Origin of the sequence: uncultured Paracoccus sp. (assembly GCF_947487305.1) — a bacterium.
Lineage (GTDB): Bacteria > Pseudomonadota > Alphaproteobacteria > Rhodobacterales > Rhodobacteraceae > Paracoccus.
Map to the genome: position 1 here is coordinate 246,826 of NZ_CANKWH010000005.1, position 16,039 is coordinate 262,864.

Below are 16,039 nucleotides of genomic sequence, written 5' to 3' on the forward strand. Positions count from 1 at the left end.
CGGGCGTTCAGCCTGCCGTGAAACGGCGGGCCCCCAGATAGGGGCCTTCCTTCGCCGCCGCGATCCGCGCCTGCGCCGCCGCAATCTCCTCGATCGAGACCGCCATGGCATGGGCATTGGCATGGACCATGCGCCCGTCGCCGATCGCCATGGCCACATGGCGCGGCCAGAACATCAGGTCGCCCGGCTGCGGCTCGCCCTCGACCGCCACGCCCGCCGCCTGTTGCAGGTCGGTATCGCCCGGGCAGTCGATCCCGCAGGACCAGAGCGCCGCCTGCACCAGACCCGAGCAATCGATGCCCCAGTCGCTGTTGCCACCCCACAGATACGGCGTGCCGACCAGCCGCAGCGCCACGGCGACCGGGTCCGCCTCGTCATGGTCGATGATGTGCTGGACGGGGACATAGCCGCCCGTCGCCAGCCGGGCGAACTTGCCCTCGATCCCCTCGACCGACAGCCTTGCGCCAATCGAGAGGACAAAGATCTGATGCGTCTTCATGTCGGGCGCCGGGTAAAGATGCGTGGCCGGGGCACTGACCCGATGGGTCAAAGGCGGGCGGCGGTCGGTCAGCGCCGCCTCGGTGGTCCAGCCGCAATAGCCGTCCTGCAGCCGCTGGACGAAGACCCAGCCATGCTCGCCACCCTCGTCGATGACCAGGACGTCGCTGCCGAAATTCAGCTGCCGGTCGCGCGCCCCGCCGGGCGTGCGGCAGAGCTCGGCCAAGGGCACCGCCACGCGCATCACCGTGCCATCGGTATATGCGGGACGATCCAGCACGCCCCTGAGGCTCGACTGCGCCACCCGCTCGGTCGCGGGCGTGGTCCGGGGATCCAGCCGGGGCGAGGTCACGACAGCACCTCGGGCAAAGCCGCCAACAGCGCCCGCGCGCCCTGCCCGGTGCCGCCCTTGGTGCGGCCGGGCTGGGCCTTGGGCGACCAGCCATAGATATCCAGATGCAGGTAGCGCCCGGCCCCTTCGGCAAAGCGGCGCAGGAACAGGGCGGCGGTGATCGAACCGGCCATGCCGCCCCCCGGCGCATTGTCGAGATCGGCGATCTCGGGCTCGATCAGCGGCTCGTAGGGGGTCCAGAAAGGCATCCGCCACAGGGGATCGGCGACCGCCATCGCGGCGGATTGCAGCGCCGAAGCGGTGGCGTCGTCGTCGCAGTAGAAGGGCGGAACATCCGGCCCCAGCGCCACCCGCGCCGCCCCGGTCAGCGTGGCAAAGCTGACCAGCAGGTCGGGCTTCGTCTCGGCCGCCAACGCCAGCGCATCGGCCAGGACCAGCCGGCCCTCGGCATCGGTATTGTTGTTCTCGACCGTCAGCCCCTTGCGGCTGGCCAGCACGTCACCGGGGCGGAAGGCATTGCCCGCGACCGAGTTTTCCACCGCCGGGATCAGCACGCGCAGACGCAGGTTCCTGGTCGCGCCGGTCAGGGCCAGCATCTTCGCCAGCCCCAGCACCGTCGCCGCGCCGCCCATGTCCTTCTTCATCAGCGCCATCGAAGCGCCGGGCTTGAGGTTCAGCCCGCCGGTGTCGAAACAGACGCCCTTGCCGACCAGAACCAGTGTCGGGCCGGTGTCGCCAATGGTCATGTCGATCAGCCGGGGCGCGTCCGCCGCCGCCCGGCCGACCGTGTGGATCAGCGGGAAATTCTGCGCCAGCAGCGCCTCGCCGGTGGTGACGGAGATCGTGGCCCCGATCTCGCCGGCCAGATCCCGCGCCGCCTGTTCCAGCGCGGCCGGACCCATGTCATTGGCCGGAGTGTTGATGAGGTCGCGAGTCAGGAACTCGCCCGCTGCGATGGCCTGCAGCCGCGCCGCATCGACACCCGAGGGCGCGACCAGCCGGGCCTTGGCGCCGGAACCGGCCTTGTAACGGTCGAAGCGATAGGCGGCGAGCAGCCAGCCCAAGGCGGCCTCGTCGGCATTGATCCAGCCGGGCAGGTCATTCGCCAGATGCCAGTCGCCCGCCGGCAATCCGCTGGCCGCGCGCGCCAAGAGAAAGCGATCCCGCCGCGCCCCGGCCTCGGTGCCCAGCCCGAACAGCGCCCCGCGCAGATTGCCCTCGCCATCGGGCAAAAGGCAGATCTCGCCCGCCTTGCCGGTAAAGCCGATAGCCTTGGCCCAATTGCCGGCTCCGTCGGGCAGCGGCTGGTCCTTGGCGATCAGCCAGAGCGGCAGGCTGGTCTCGGCGGCGGGGGCGAATTCTGGTGACATGGTTTTCCCGGTCTCAGGCTTTGCCCGCCACACTACACCCCTCACCGCGCCTCGCAAGGCGAAGCGGAGGGGGATCGCTGTCAGGCCGCAGGACGCCGGGCCACCGCCAGAAGCGCGCCGAAGGCGATCATGGTGCTGCCGCTGATGCGATTGATCCAGCGAAGGCCGCGGGCGTTGCGCATCACCCCCGAAAGCCGGGTTCCGGCATAGGCATAGAGCGCGATGGCAACCAGCTCCAGCGTCAGGAAGATCGCCCCGAGGATCAGGAAGCTGCCCCAGTAATTCCCGGACGCGACAAATTGCGGGAAGAAGGCGGTGAAGATCAGGATGGCTTTCGGGTTGCCGATGGCGACCAGAAACTCCTGCCGGATGAAGCCGCGCAGGCTGTGCCCGACGTTCTCGGGGTGGTCCACGGGCAATTCCACCTTCGCGCGCAGGATCCTGACGCCAAGCCAGACCAGATAGGCAGCGCCCAGCACCTTCACCAATGTGAAGGCGAGTTCGGAAGCGGTGAGCAGCGCGCCCATGCCGAAGGCGGCTATGGCAATCATCATCGCAAAGGCGACGAGACGGCCAGCAGCGGCAAGCAGAGCAGACCGCAGGCCATGCCGCGCTCCGATGGTTATCGAGAGCAGGTTGTTCGGGCCAAAGGCCAGGTTCAGCGCGAAACAGGCGGGCACGAAGAGGAGCAGGGTTTCCAGAGGCATCACATCACCACGATCGGTCGCCGGGACCATGCGCCGATCTGCATTGCGACGTCCATCGCCAAGGTGTCGCGCCTTGCGCGCCCGGCCCCCTGCAGGCTCCGCTCGACTTCATTCCCTGCGAGGGCGGCAGCCCTCGACCCCGCCGGCCTCGTCATCTTCCCCAACCGCTGATCAGGAACAGCGTCGCGAGCCAGCAGGGTCCGATGAGCCGAAGCCCTGCGACCTCGAGGAGGATGCCGATGCAGGCAAACGCCAGGCAGAGGCTTGACCGGAGACCCGGCACCATCACCCTAGCCCCGGCTGCAATCCCAGATTTCGGTCAGCGAGCGGTTGCCGACCCGCGTCAACCGTGCCCGGACCGAGGCCAGCGACGACATGTCGCGCCGTTCCGCGCAGGTGGCAACGTCGATGGCGACCCCGGCCAGCGAGGGTAGCCCGATCTGCCAGGCCAGCCGTGACAGCCGTTCCGACATGGCGATGGCCTCGGCCAGATCACCCACCGCCAGCGCGGCCTCGACCTGCATCAGCAGCACCGCCAGCTGCTCCAGCGCCATGACGATGACATTCTGCGCCGCGCTTTCGCCCAACTCATTCACGATATCGCCGACGCGCCTTGCATCGACCCGAATGGCCTCGTCCACGGCCAATGCAGTAACCTGCGCCATCACCACCTCCAACTCGACACGCCCCCGCGACTTTCGCCAGATTGCCAAGTTCCGTTGAAGAATGGGTTAGCGCGACGCGAAGAAACCTCTCGAATTTTCGGCGAATGCCGCCTATCTCTGCGCAGCACACGAAGTCAGACCGAGGCGCCCATGACGAACGCACGCCCCCTGCCGCAATATCTGGTCCAGCGGTATCACGGCTGGAAAGCCACATCCTATTCCGAGAACAAGGCCTGGTATCGCCGTCTGGCCGAGGACGGCCAGCGTCCGCGCGCCATGGTCATCTCGTGCTGCGATTCGCGGGTGCATGTGACCAGCATCTTCGGCGCCGATTCGGGCGAGTTCTTCATCCATCGCAACATCGCCAACCTGGTTCCCGCCTATGCGCCCGACGGCGAACAGCACGGCACCTCGGCGGCGGTGGAATACGCGGTGCAGGCACTGAAGGTCGCGCATCTGATCGTCATGGGCCACACCAAATGCGGCGGCGTCGCCGGCTGCCATGCCATGTGCTCGGGCCATGCGCCGGAGCTGGAAGAGAAGTCCAGCTTCGTCGGCCGCTGGATGGACATCCTGCGCCCCGGCTACGAGCGGGTGAAGGATCTGCCCGAGGATCAGCAGATCGGCGCGCTGGAACGCGAGGCGGTGCTGACCTCGCTCGACAACCTGATGACCTTCCCCTTCGTGCAGGCCGCCGTGGAAAGCGGCGAGATGACGCTGCACGGACTGGTGCACAACATCTCGGACGGATCGCTGGTCCAGGCCGAGGGCCCGCGCGGGCAATTCATCGAGATCTGACACCGAGTAGCGCCGGCCTTGCACATCCGCAGGGCTTGGCGCAGCCTGCCCGGCAGCAAAGCGAGGGCCTATGCCGGTCATTTCGGCCTCCATCATCAGTCTCGTGCTGGGCTATATGCTCAGCCAGTTTTACCGCGCCTTTCTGGCGGTGCTGAGCCCGGTTCTCGGGCAGGAGCTGGGGGCAAGCCCCGGCGACCTGGCGCTGTCCTCGGGCCTGTGGTTCATCGGCTTTGCCGTCATGCAGATCCCGGTGGGCTGGGCGCTGGACCGCTTTGGCCCGCGTCGCACGGTGGCCCTGCTGCTGGGGCTTGGCGGGGCCGGGGGTGCGGCGGTCTTTGCGCTGGCCACCGCGCCCTGGCACCTGCATGTGGCGATGACGCTCTTGGGCATCGGCTGCTCGCCGGCGCTGATGGGGCCTTACTACATCTTCGCCCGCGAATACCCGCCCGCCGCCTTTGCCTCGGTCTCGGGGATGATGGTCGGCGCAGGCTCGCTTGGGAATATCCTCGGCGCCGCGCCGCTGGTCTCGCTGATCGCGGCCATCGGCTGGCGCCCGGCGCTGTGGTGGCTGGCGGCGGTGACGCTGCTGGTGGCGGCAGCCGTCTGGATCTTCGTGCGCGACCCGGCAAGGCTGGGCGAGGATCAGCCGCGCGGCTCGCTGGCGGAACTGCTGCGGCTGCGCGCGCTCTGGCTGATGCTGCCGCTTCTGGCGATCAGCTATGCGGTCTCGGCCTGCATCCGGGGCCTCTGGGCCGCGCCCTACCTGGCCGAGGTCTATGGCGCCGATGCCCAGCTGATCGGCCGGGCGACGCTGGCAATGGGCCTCGCCATGGTCATCGGCAATTTCCTTCTTGGTCCCGCCATGCGGCTCATCGGCGGGGCGCGGCGGATGCTGCTCATTGCCACCGGCGGCACCATCGCCGTGTTGGCGGTGCTGGCGATCCGGCCCGATGCCGGGCTGGGCCTTGCCATCCTGATGCTGGCGCTGATCGGTCTCGCGGGCACCAGCTATGCGGTGCAGATGGCCCATGCCCGGCCCTTCCTGCCCACCCATCTGATCGGGCGGGGTGTCACCTTCCTCAACATGGTCTCGATCGCCGGGGTGGGGGCGATGCAATTCGCCTCGCGCCCGGTCTATGAATGGGCGGCGGCCGGCGGTTCGCCCCAGCGGACCTTCTCGACCGTGTTCCTGTTCTTCCTGATCCCGCTGACCGTGGGTTTCCTGTTCTACTTCCTGACCCCCGAGGCCCCGGATGAATGAATCCCCCGTCGTCGTCGCCCCGAACCTCAAGCGCCGCCTGTCGGGTGTGACCGCGACGGTGGTGCGGCTGATCCCGGTGCAGGCGCGGATGATCGCCATTCGCGCCACCGGGCCGGGCCTGCCGCCCGAGGTGCCGCATCTCCCGCTGATCCGCGCCGCGACCCTGCCCCGCGACCGCTGGCGGGTCTGGCATGCGCGCCGCAATACCGAGATGGCGCTTGGCCTGATCCTGCGCCGGCTGCTCTTCCGCAAATACCGGCTGATGTTCACTTCGGCGGCGCAGCGCCACCATACCGGCTTCACCAAATGGCTGATCCGCCAGCAGGAGGCGCTGGTGGCGACCTCGCCGCAGGCCGCCAGCTATCTGGACCGCCCGGCCACGGTGGTCATGCATGGCGTCGATACCGAGGTGTTCCAACCCGCCCCCGACCGTGCCGCGCTGCGCCGCGAGTTGGGGCTGGACCCCGATGCCGTCCTCCTCGGCTGCTTTGGCCGCGTGCGCGAACAGAAGGGGGTGGACCTCCTGGTCCGCGCCGGGCTGCGGCTGCTGCCGGACCGACCGCGTGCCCAGATCATCTTCACCGGCCGGGTGACGGCGGAACATCGCGGCTTTGCCGATGGGCTGAAAGCCGAGATCGCTGCCGCCGGATTGCAGGACCGCATCCGTTTCCTGGGCGAACTGCCCTGGGATCAGGTGGTGCGCCATTACCAGGCGCTGGACCTTTTCGCCGCCCCGGCGCGGTGGGAGGGCTTTGGCCTGACCCCGCTCGAGGCCATGGCCTGCGGCGTGCCGGCCATCGGGTCGCATGCCGGAGCCTACGAGGCGCTGATCCGCGATGGCGAGACCGGCAGTCTGGTGACGACCGGCGATCAGGACGCGCTGACCGACGCGCTTCGGCACTGGCTCGATGATGACGCCGCGCGCGAGGCTGCCGGTCAGGCCGCCCGCCGCCATGTCGAGACGAATTTCAGCATCGAGACCGAGGCCCGCGCGCTGGTCGCGATCTATCGCGAGCTGCTGGACCGCGCGCCGTGACGCCGCTGCGCTTCCTGATCGCCCGCATCCTGCGGAACGAGCCGATGCTGGCCTCGCTCTCGGTGCCGCAGCCTGACCTGCTGGCGGCCCTCAGGGGCAAGCATGTCGCGCTGATCGGCAATGCGCGTGCGCTGGTCGAAACGGAACATGGCGCGGCAATCGACGCTGCCGATCTGGTCATCCGCATCAATCTTGCGCCCATGCCCTCGGCCAAAAGCCATGGGAGCCGCACGGATTGGCTGGCGCTGGCGACACGGCTGGGGCAGGCGGATCGCGCCCGCATCGCCCCGCGCCGCATCCTATGGATGTCGCACAAGCGCAAGCGGCTGGACTGGCAGACCGCAAGCAGCCCCGGCTTCTACCTGCATCCGCTGACGGATTACCTGTCGCTGAAGGACAAGCTCGGCGCGCCGCCGACCACCGGGGCGATGATGATCGATCTGTTGCTGCGCTCGGATCTCGCCAGCCTGACGCTCTACGGCTTCGACTTCTTCGCCAGCCAGAGCCTGTCGGGCCGCCGCACCGCCGATCAGGTGCCGCATGACTTTACGTCCGAGGCGGATTGGGTGGCGGCACTGGCCGAGGCTGACCCGAGGCTGAAGCTGGTGCGGTAAGCAAAGCTCCGGTCAGCAGGGCAAGCGCCTGTCCGTGGGCTGGCGCTGCCGCGGTTGGCCGGGTCACTTTATGGTGCCACGCCCCTCCCGCCTTCGACCGTCGCGCCGGCGTCACCAAAGCGCCTGCCCGTCGGGACGGACAGGCGCTTGCCCTGCGGGTCTGCGACCCGCGCACCGGGCAGGGGTTTTGGTTCAGCCTTTCTATCCAACAGAGAGCCGGCGCTGGCCCGGGCGCGCTGCGCGCTTGTCCCCGGGCCGGGTCCTTGGTTCAGCCGTCGACGATCAGCTTGCCGGGGCCTCGGCGATGCACTCCACCTCGACCTTCCCACCCAAGGCCAGCCCTGCCGCGCCGAATGCCGAGCGGGCGGGGAATTTCCCCTCTTCGAAATAGCTCTTGTAGACCTCGTTAAAGGCGCCCCACTCGGCCATATCGGCCAGCATGACGGTGCATTTCACCAGGTCGGTCATCGCCAGACCATGCGCCTCGAGCGTGCGCTTGATGTTCTCCATCACCTGAGTCGATTCCGCCTCGATGCCGCCCTCGACAACCGCCGAGGCGCCCGGCGCGATGCCCAGCTGGCCCGACAGGTAGACAGTGTTGCCCGAGCGCACCGCCTCCGAGAAGGGCATGCCGGCCGGGTCGCCCGAGTTCAGGAATTCGGGTGCGGCCAGCGCGGCGGCGGGCAGCAGAAGCGCGGCCAGCGCGCCGGAGAAGAGAAGGTTTCGCATGATCTGGTCTCCGTGTTCGATGGGCGCGGGACGAAATGACCCGTGCTCAACCAAAGATTGAGACGCGCGCCGACGGGGGTCAACCGCCATTCGCCCTGTCGGCCGGATGCCGCTGCAGCCCTTCCATCCGGGCCCCGTTTGCGCTAAGGGCGCTGCACCGCAGTATAAGGAATCCCAAGGATGGGCTACAAAGTCGTCGTCGCGGGCGCCACGGGCAATGTGGGTCGCGAAATGCTGAACATCCTCGCCGAGCGCGAGTTCCCGGTGGACGAGATCGCCGCGCTGGCCAGCCGGCGCTCGATTGGCACCGAGGTCAGCTTTGGCGACAAGACTTTGAAATGCCAGGATATCGAGGGCTTCGACTTCACCGGTTGGGATATCGCGCTGTTTGCGATCGGCTCGGACGCGACCAAGAAATACGCCCCCATCGCCGCCTCGCAGGGCTGCGTGGTTATCGATAACAGCTCGCTCTATCGCTATGACCCGCAGATCCCGCTGGTCGTGCCGGAAGTGAATCCGGACGCGGTGCTGGACTACAAGAACAAGAACATCATCGCCAACCCCAACTGCTCGACCGCGCAGATGGTCGTGGCGCTGAAGCCGCTGCATGACCGCGCCCGGATCAAGCGCGTGGTTGTCTCGACCTATCAATCGGTTAGCGGCGCCGGCAAGGATGGCATGGACGAGCTGTGGAACCAGACCAAGGGCATGTATGTCCCCGGTCAGGAGGTCGCGCCCAGCAAGTTCAGCAAGCAGATCGCCTTCAACGTCATTCCCCATATCGACGTCTTCATGGAAGATGGCACGACCAAGGAAGAATGGAAGATGGTCGCCGAGACCAAGAAGATCGTCGATCCCAAGATCAAGGTCACCGCGACCTGCGTGCGCGTGCCGGTCTTTGTCGGCCATTCTGAAGCGATCAACATCGAGTTCGAGGATTTCCTCGACGAGGACGAAGCCCGCGACATCCTGCGCGAATCGCCCGGTATCCTCGTCGTCGACAAGCGCGAGCCCGGCGGCTACATCACCCCGATTGAATCGGTCGGTGAATACGCCACCTATATCAGCCGCATCCGCCAGGACTCGACCGTCGAGAACGGGCTGAACTTGTGGTGCGTCAGCGACAACCTGCGCAAGGGCGCGGCCCTGAACGCGGTGCAGATTGCCGAGCTTCTGGGCAATCGCGTGCTGAAAAAAGGCTGATTGGTCGAGGTGTTCGACTGGATCACCAGCATGATCGAGGGCGGCGGGCCATGGGCCATCGCCGCCCTCATGTTTCTGGAAAACGTCTTTCCGCCGATCCCGTCGGAACTGATCATGCCGCTGGCGGGGTTCAATGCCGCGCGGGGCGTGTCGTCGCTGTGGCTGACCATCCTGGCCGGCACGGCGGGCAGCCTGGCGGGGGCATGGTTCTGGTTCCTGATCGGGCGCTGGATCGGCCCGGCCAAGCTGCGCCTCTTCGTCCGCAAGCATGGCCGCTGGCTGACGCTCAGCCCGCGGGACCTGCGCCGGGCGCAGGGCTGGTTCGACCGGCACGGGCGACGGGCGGTGTTCTTTGGCCGCTTCATCCCCACGGTGCGCACGCTGATCTCGGTCCCCGCCGGGCTTTCGCGGATGCCGAGCCTGCCGTTCTTGATCTATTCGGGCATCGGCAGCCTGATCTGGACCGCCGCGCTGACGCTGGCCGGCTATTTGCTGGAGGGCGGATATGAACAGGTCGAGCACCTGTTGAACCCGGTTTCCACCGCCATCGTCATCGGCCTTGTCGCCGTCTATGTCTGGCGCGTCGTGACCTTCGATCCCTCACGCTAGGACACGTTCGCGCGACGGACCATGCGCCACCCTGCGCGCTGCTTGCCTGATCAGGGCCGCTCGACGACACTCGGGCGCGTAACCGGTATCGGAGCCCCCATGCGACCCCTCTCCCTTGTGCTCACGCTGTCCTGCCTGCTGCCTGCCCCGATGGCCTGGGCCGAGCGGATCGACCTGCCCACCCCTGTCAGCCGGGTGGTGCTGTACCCGCAGGGCGCCAGCGTCAGCCGCAGCGCCAGCTTTAACGCAACCCCAGGCCAGCATCAGCTGGTCATCCCCGACATGCCGCCCGGCACCGATCCCGCGAGCCTTCGGATCGAGGCCAAGGGCGTCACGCTCGGCTCGGTCGAGTTGCAATCCTCGCGCGCCCTGCCGGATCATGCGCCGGATTCGCCCGCGATTACCGAGGCCAAGGCCGCCCTGCGCCGGGCCGAGGATGCGCTGCGCGCCTTTGACCGCAGCCAGACGGCACTGGCGACCCGGGCCGAGGCGCTGCGCCAGCGCGCCCAGATCACCCGCGACCTGTTGCAGGGCGACAGCCGCCTGCCCACCGGCGAGATTGCCGGCACGGTCGAGCAGATGGGGGCGCTGATCGAGGATCTGCTGACCCAGGCCGACGAGCAGGAGTATCAGATCGCCATGAACGAACCCGACCGCCCGCCGCTGACCGAGGCCATCGACCGCGCCCGGGCGGAACTCGACGCGCTGCGCGAGGAAGGCTCGGAGGCCGAGGCGCTGGTGCTGACGGTGCAGGCGGCCAGCGATAGCCCCGCCGAGATCACAATCACCGGCTTCACCGATCAGGCCGGATGGCAGCCCGATTACGATCTGCGGCTGGACCGCGCCGCCGACACCCTGACCATGCAGCGCGGTGTCAGCGTCTGGCAATCCAGCGGGCAGGACTGGCGCGATGTGACGCTGACCCTGTCGACCGCCCGGCCGCAATCGCAATCCACCCCGACCGAGGTGCAGCCGTGGATGCCGCGCGTCGGCAAGCCCGAGGAGGAATTCGCCCGCGCGGCCAGTCCGCAGGCCGATATGGCGATGGAAAGCGCCTATGCCGCCCCAGTGGTCGAGGCCATGCCCGTCTCGGCCGGGGAAATGTCGCGGCTGGGTGTCACGGTCATCTATGACTATGCCGCGCCCGTCACCATCCGCAATGGCGCCGATTCCCTGCGCCTGACGCTGGACGAAAAGCCGCTGACCCCCGAGATCTTCGCCGAGGCCGCGCCGCGTTTCGACACCAGCGCCTTCCTGATGGCCGAGACGGTGAACTCGACCGGCGAACCGATCCTGCCCGGCCCGGTCACGCTTTACGCCGATGGCGCGCTGGTCGGTCGCTCGGGCATCGAGCTGGTGGCCGATGGCGACAAGCTGCGCTTTGGGTTCGGCCCGATCGACGGGCTGAGGGCCGAGATCCGGCTGCCCGAGGAAACCGAGGGCGACAGCGGCATCATCCGCCGCTCGTCCACGCTGACCGAAAGCGCCACGCTGATCGTCGAGAACCTGACCGGCGAGGACTGGCCGCTGCGTGTCGTCGACCGGGTGCCGGTCTCGCGGCAGGAGGAATTGCAGATCGAGTGGTCCGCCGATCCCGAGCCGTCCGAGACCGATCCAGATGGCCGGCGCGGCGTGGTCTATTGGGAAAGCCCCATCGCGGCGGGCGAGCTGCGCGAGATCGCCCTGACCACGGAACTCAGCTGGCCGGAAGGTAACGAGCTGCTCCGATAGTTGTGATGAAACAGGCGCACGGGCCGCGCGTTCTGCTGCAACCGTCCTGAGTGGCGGGCAACAGGAACAACTGGCACCTTTCGGGGTGGGAGAGCAGACATGGCAGAATATCGTCTGAATACAGGCTACTCGATCGCGCGGACCATTGACTACGCGGGCGACCGGGATTCATTCGCGACCGCTCTGATCGACGGGTTGACCTATTCGGCCCGGGTCAGCGGGTCCTATAGTTCTGGCGGCAGTCTTGCCGACCCGAACCTGACCCTTACCGACGCCTCGGGCCGGGTGTTGGGCTTCAATGATGATATCGTCAATGGCGTGAATCGTGATGCTCGTATCACCTTCACGGCGGACCGGACCGCAACCTACAATCTGATCGTGGGTGAGCAGGGCAATAACGCCACCGGCAGCTATAAGCTGATCCTGACACCGGGCTTCGCAACCAATGCCAATGACAATGTCGGCGGCACCGGCTACGCGGATGCGGTCAACGGCATGGCCGGCAATGACCTGCTGCGCGGGAATGGCGGCAACGACATGTTGTATGGCGGCACGGGCAATGACACGCTCATGGGCGGAAATGATCAGGACCGCTTGATCGGCGATGCCGGCAACGACCTGCTGCGCGGCGAATCCGGCAATGACAGGCTGATCGGCGGCGATGGCGGCGACCGGCTGATCGGTGGGGCAGGGGCCGACGTCTTCGACTTCGACTTTGCGACGGACTCGGATGCCGGCGGCGTCGACGTGATCGCCGCAGGTGACGGCGCACCTGCCTTCCAGGGTGCCGGGGTGTCGGGTGGGGACGTGCTCGATCTCAGCGGTATCGATGCCAACGAGTATCTGGGCGGCAATCAGGCCTTCCAATGGTCGACCAGCAAGGCCGCAGGCACCGCCTATCTGGCGAATGTCAACGGAAGCACCGTGCTTTATGCCCATACGGACAATGACGGCAGTATTGATTTCGCGGTCGTGATCGCGGATGGCGCGGGTGTTTCGGCGCAGAACTATGCGGGAAGCGACTTCATCCTGTAAAGGCAGGTACAGGCAGAAACCGAACGGGCCGCGACAGATGTCACGGCCCGTTTCACGTTGGTCGAAGAAAAATCCGTCAATTCCCCGCCGGTTCCGCCGCCGCTGCTGCGGTATCGGCCGTCGCGGGTTCCGTCGCGCCGCCCATGCTGACCAGCCGGTCGATCAGCGGTTCTGCCTTGGGGCCGATGCGGCCGCAGGAGGACGGGTCATCCAGAAGCGCAAAGGCCGGCCCGTAATAGGCACGGTCGTAATCGCCGGGGTCCATGCCCAGCTTGGCCGCCAGAAGGTCGCTGGTCCCGGTCATCAGCGTCCAGGCGCCGTCGCTGACCTCGTAATCCGGGCAGTTCGAGGTGATGACATTCACCTCGGCCAGTTCGCGCGTCAGTGCCTCGGCCTCGGATTCGCTCAGCGCCGAAATATCGGGCAGCGGCACCGAAAGCCGATCCTCGGCCCTTACCGCCTGCGCCCCGACCACTGACAAACCGGCCAGCACGACCAGCGCCATGATCGCGTCCGAAAGTTTCATATCCGCCTCGATTTCCTCGTCTGTTCGCCAGGCATCCCGCCCGATCGGGCGGCAAACTGCAATGAAATTCGGCGTGAACTTGACCGCGAGGCAAGCCGGGCATAGGGGATCGACGACAGCGAAAATGCGAGGAGGCCGCGATGTCCGACAGCTATTCCCTTCTGATCCTGCCCGGCGATGGCATCGGCCCCGAGGTGATGGAGCAGGTGACGCGGGTCATCGACTGGTTCCAGACCCATCGCGGCATGAGCTTTGACATCAGCACCGATCTGGTCGGCGGCGCCGCCTATGACGCCCATGGCACGCCGCTGACCGATGCGACCATGGCCCGCGCGCAAGAGGTCGATGCCGTGCTGCTGGGCGCGGTCGGCGGCCCGAAATACGACGTGCTCGATTTCAGCGTGAAGCCCGAGCGCGGCCTGCTGCGCCTGCGCAAGGAAATGGACCTCTATGCCAACCTGCGCCCGGCGCAATGCTTTGATGCACTGGCCGATTTCTCGTCCCTGAAGCGCGAGGTGGTCGCCGGGCTCGACATCCTGATCGTGCGCGAACTGACCTCGGGCGTCTATTTCGGCGAGCCGCGCGGCATCCATGCCGATGGCAACAATCCCGAGAACGAGGGTGGCCGCGTCGGCATCAACACCCAACGCTATACCAGCGGCGAGATCCGGCGCGCGGCGCGCTCGGCCTTCGAACTGGCGCGCAAGCGGGGCAACAAGGTCTGCTCGATGGAGAAGGCCAACGTGATGGAATCGGGCATCCTCTGGCGCGAGGAAGTCCAGTGGGTCCATGACAACGAATATCCCGATGTCGAGCTGACCCATATGTATGCCGACAATGGCGCGATGCAGCTGGTGCGCAACCCCAAGCAATTCGACGTGATCGTGACCGACAACCTGTTCGGCGACCTGCTGTCGGACGCTGCCGCCATGCTGACCGGCAGCCTCGGCATGCTGCCCTCGGCCTCGCTTGGCGCGCCGATGGAGAATGGCCGGCCCAAGGCCATGTACGAGCCGGTCCACGGTTCGGCCCCCGATATTGCCGGGCAGGGCAAGGCCAACCCGATCGCCTGCATCCTCAGCTTCGCCATGGCGCTGCGCTATTCCTTCGACGAGGGCGAGGCGGCGGCCGAGCTGGAGCGGGCGGTGGAGAAGGTGCTGGCCGACGGTGTGCGCACGGCGGACCTGATGGGCCCCGAGGGTGGCGTGCCGTTCTCGACCGCCGGCATGGGCGACGCCGTTCTGGCGGCACTGTCGGCCGGGCGCTGATCCCACCACGGACAACGCGGAGGCCGGGATGGCGGGGGGCAGCAACAATGCGCAGGCCGCGCTGATCGCGCTTGGCGCGATGGCGGTCTATGCCACGCATGACGCGATCATCAAGGCACTGGGCGGGCAATACCCCTCGCACCAGATCCTGTTCTTCTCGCAATTGCTGGCCTTCCCGCTGGTTGCGGTGATCCTGCTGAGCGACCGCAGCGAAAAGCCGCTGCGGCCCGTCCAGCCCGGTTGGGTCGCCGTGCGCTCGATCTGCGTGGTCATCGCCGGTCTCTGCGGCTTCTTCGCCTTCTCGCAGCTGCCCATGGCGCAGGTCTATGCCATCCTCTTCGCCACGCCGCTGATGGTCACGGTGCTGTCGATCCCGATCCTCGGCGAGAAGGTCGGCATCCACCGATGGGCGGCGGTGATCGTCGGCCTGACCGGGGTGATGATCGTGCTGCGCCCCGGGCAGGCCGATCTTGCCGCCGGGCACCTGGCGGCGCTGGCCGGCGCCTCGGCCAGCGCGCTGGCCGCCGTGATCGTGCGCAAGCTTGGCTCGTCCGAGCGCGCGGTGGTGCTGATCCTCTGGCCGATGCTGGGGAATTTCGTACTGACCGGGGTGATGCTGACGCTGGCCTACGAGCCGATGCCACTGGGAGACCTGACGCTCGCCGGGATGATCTCGGTCCTCGGCCTGATCGGTGGCTTCCTGGTCATCGTCTCCTATCGCCGGGGCGAGGCCGCCGTGGTCGCCCCGATGCAATATTCGCAGATCATCTGGGCCACGATCTTCGGCTGGTTCATCTTCGACGAGGGGCTGGACGCCGGCACGCTGATCGGCACGGTCATCATCATCGCCTCGGGCGTCTATATCGTCTGGCGCGAGGGCAGCAGCGGCACCTCGAGCAACCAGCCGGTGATCGCCGCCCGGATGCGCCCCGAGACTGTCACCCAGCCGAAATCGATCCTGCTGCAACGCCTCTGGCCCGGACGCGCCGCCGCGGGCGAGTCTGCGGACGAGAAGTAGCGCCCGCACCCCGCTTGCCCCCGCGCCGCCAGCGGCAAATTCTGCCAGTTTGCCCTTGCATTCCCGACTGCCCCGCGCTACCTGCCCCTCCACGGTCGGAGCGTAGCGCAGCCTGGTAGCGCACCTGCTTCGGGAGCAGGGGGTCGGAGGTTCGAATCCTCTCGCTCCGACCAGATTCCCGGTGTGAATTGCCATGATAATCTTCCTCGATTGTCACTATGCTTCCCCTGAAGGGGTGCTATTGGGCCGTTGGCGTCGTCCGACATCTCAATGGACACACAAATTTTCTCCGGTCAGTTGGGCCTTTGGCACTTCTTTTGCGCTGGTCTGAACCGCGCCGGGTTTGCCAGCGAGTATCGCACGCAAAAGATGAGCCTTATGGCACTGAGACGCTTCACCCCCGCCTATCAGGCAGAACTTCGTGACGCGGCGTTCGGCTTTTCCGCGAGCGCCGCGTCAATTTGCGAGCAACAGTGGGGTCTACGAGGCGATCGGGCCAAAGCCCGGCTGCTCACTGGACAGCCGGTATGTCCGATGAAACGGATGCTGTCCCATAGCGTGGTGTAGCTGGCGCTGATTGTCACCGTGATGTTCGGCGCGGGCCTGCTTGATCAGGATG

General features: G+C 67.0%; 16 protein-coding genes and 1 tRNA gene. 11 read left to right on the forward strand and 6 right to left on the reverse strand.

The genetic code is table 11. The features are described 5' to 3' along the window. Positions 1 to 7: 7 nt before the first annotated feature. From Q1A36_RS08790 to Q1A36_RS08805, 4 genes are all read right to left on the reverse strand, one after another. Entirely contained in the window at positions 8 to 835 is an 828-nt protein-coding gene (locus Q1A36_RS08790; protein ID WP_299842289.1) for a C40 family peptidase, read from the reverse strand. An 11-nt stretch (positions 836 to 846) separates the two neighbouring features. Further along, on the reverse strand, positions 847 to 2,220 hold the full coding sequence (locus Q1A36_RS08795) for a M17 family metallopeptidase (protein ID WP_299842212.1): 1,374 nt from the start codon (positions 2,218 to 2,220) through the stop codon (positions 847 to 849). 80 nt (positions 2,221 to 2,300) lie between these two features. Further along, entirely contained in the window at positions 2,301 to 2,957 is a 657-nt protein-coding gene (locus tag Q1A36_RS08800; protein WP_299842215.1) for a LysE family translocator, read from the reverse strand. A gap of 260 nt (positions 2,958 to 3,217) precedes the next feature. Further along, positions 3,218 to 3,592: a hypothetical protein gene (locus Q1A36_RS08805; protein WP_299842218.1), complete on the reverse strand. Its 375-nt coding sequence runs from the start codon at positions 3,590 to 3,592 to the stop codon at positions 3,218 to 3,220. A 150-nt stretch (positions 3,593 to 3,742) separates the two neighbouring features. Here Q1A36_RS08805 and Q1A36_RS08810 point away from each other — a divergent pair, with 150 nt between their 5' ends. From Q1A36_RS08810 to Q1A36_RS08825, 4 genes are all read left to right on the forward strand, one after another. After that, positions 3,743 to 4,390, forward strand: a complete 648-nt coding sequence (locus Q1A36_RS08810) for a carbonic anhydrase (RefSeq protein WP_299842221.1) — start codon at positions 3,743 to 3,745, stop codon at positions 4,388 to 4,390. 70 nt (positions 4,391 to 4,460) lie between these two features. Beyond that, positions 4,461 to 5,651, forward strand: a complete 1,191-nt coding sequence (locus Q1A36_RS08815) for an MFS transporter (RefSeq protein ID WP_299842225.1) — start codon at positions 4,461 to 4,463, stop codon at positions 5,649 to 5,651. Continuing rightward, positions 5,644 to 6,687: a glycosyltransferase family 4 protein gene (locus Q1A36_RS08820; RefSeq protein WP_299842228.1), complete on the forward strand. Its 1,044-nt coding sequence runs from the start codon at positions 5,644 to 5,646 to the stop codon at positions 6,685 to 6,687. The genes Q1A36_RS08815 and Q1A36_RS08820 overlap by 8 nt, the downstream gene beginning before the upstream one ends. Further along, positions 6,684 to 7,301, forward strand: coding sequence for a glycosyltransferase family 29 protein (locus tag Q1A36_RS08825; RefSeq protein WP_299842231.1), 618 nt, complete (start codon positions 6,684 to 6,686; stop codon positions 7,299 to 7,301). Before Q1A36_RS08820 ends, Q1A36_RS08825 begins: the two co-directional genes overlap by 4 nt. A gap of 282 nt (positions 7,302 to 7,583) precedes the next feature. Here Q1A36_RS08825 and Q1A36_RS08830 read toward each other — a convergent pair whose 3' ends face one another. Then, positions 7,584 to 8,030 (reverse strand): RidA family protein, encoded by a 447-nt coding sequence (locus Q1A36_RS08830; RefSeq protein WP_299842234.1) that lies wholly within the window; start codon positions 8,028 to 8,030, stop codon positions 7,584 to 7,586. A gap of 180 nt (positions 8,031 to 8,210) precedes the next feature. On the opposite strand from Q1A36_RS08830, the gene Q1A36_RS08835 reads away from it, so the two are divergent. The 4 genes from Q1A36_RS08835 (at position 8,211) to Q1A36_RS08850 (ending at position 12,608) form a co-directional block, all read left to right on the forward strand. Continuing rightward, entirely contained in the window at positions 8,211 to 9,233 is a 1,023-nt protein-coding gene (locus Q1A36_RS08835) for an aspartate-semialdehyde dehydrogenase (protein WP_101753196.1), read from the forward strand. Positions 9,234 to 9,242: 9 nt separating this feature from the next. Continuing rightward, the gene (locus Q1A36_RS08840) at positions 9,243 to 9,842 is read left to right on the forward strand and encodes a DedA family protein (RefSeq protein ID WP_299842292.1); all 600 of its coding nucleotides are present in this window, start codon (positions 9,243 to 9,245) and stop codon (positions 9,840 to 9,842) included. Positions 9,843 to 9,941: 99 nt separating this feature from the next. Beyond that, complete coding sequence (locus Q1A36_RS08845) at positions 9,942 to 11,573, forward strand: DUF4139 domain-containing protein (RefSeq protein WP_299842240.1); 1,632 nt, start codon at positions 9,942 to 9,944, stop codon at positions 11,571 to 11,573. A 99-nt stretch (positions 11,574 to 11,672) separates the two neighbouring features. Continuing rightward, positions 11,673 to 12,608 carry a hypothetical protein gene (locus Q1A36_RS08850; protein ID WP_299842243.1) on the forward strand — a complete coding sequence of 312 codons (936 nt, stop codon included), beginning with the start codon at positions 11,673 to 11,675 and terminating at the stop codon, positions 12,606 to 12,608. Between the two features lie 76 nt (positions 12,609 to 12,684). Here the strand turns inward: Q1A36_RS08850 and Q1A36_RS08855 are convergent, their stop codons facing one another. Beyond that, on the reverse strand, positions 12,685 to 13,134 hold the full coding sequence (locus Q1A36_RS08855) for a hypothetical protein (RefSeq protein ID WP_299842246.1): 450 nt from the start codon (positions 13,132 to 13,134) through the stop codon (positions 12,685 to 12,687). A gap of 140 nt (positions 13,135 to 13,274) precedes the next feature. On the opposite strand from Q1A36_RS08855, the gene leuB reads away from it, so the two are divergent. The 3 genes from leuB (at position 13,275) to Q1A36_RS08870 (ending at position 15,593) form a co-directional block, all read left to right on the forward strand. Beyond that, positions 13,275 to 14,402: a 3-isopropylmalate dehydrogenase gene (leuB, locus tag Q1A36_RS08860; RefSeq protein ID WP_299842249.1), complete on the forward strand. Its 1,128-nt coding sequence runs from the start codon at positions 13,275 to 13,277 to the stop codon at positions 14,400 to 14,402. A gap of 28 nt (positions 14,403 to 14,430) precedes the next feature. Then, the gene (locus tag Q1A36_RS08865; RefSeq protein ID WP_299842252.1) at positions 14,431 to 15,420 is read left to right on the forward strand and encodes a DMT family transporter; all 990 of its coding nucleotides are present in this window, start codon (positions 14,431 to 14,433) and stop codon (positions 15,418 to 15,420) included. Between the two features lie 96 nt (positions 15,421 to 15,516). Continuing rightward, positions 15,517 to 15,593, forward strand: a tRNA-Pro gene (locus tag Q1A36_RS08870). The last annotated feature ends 446 nt before the right edge of the window (positions 15,594 to 16,039 follow it).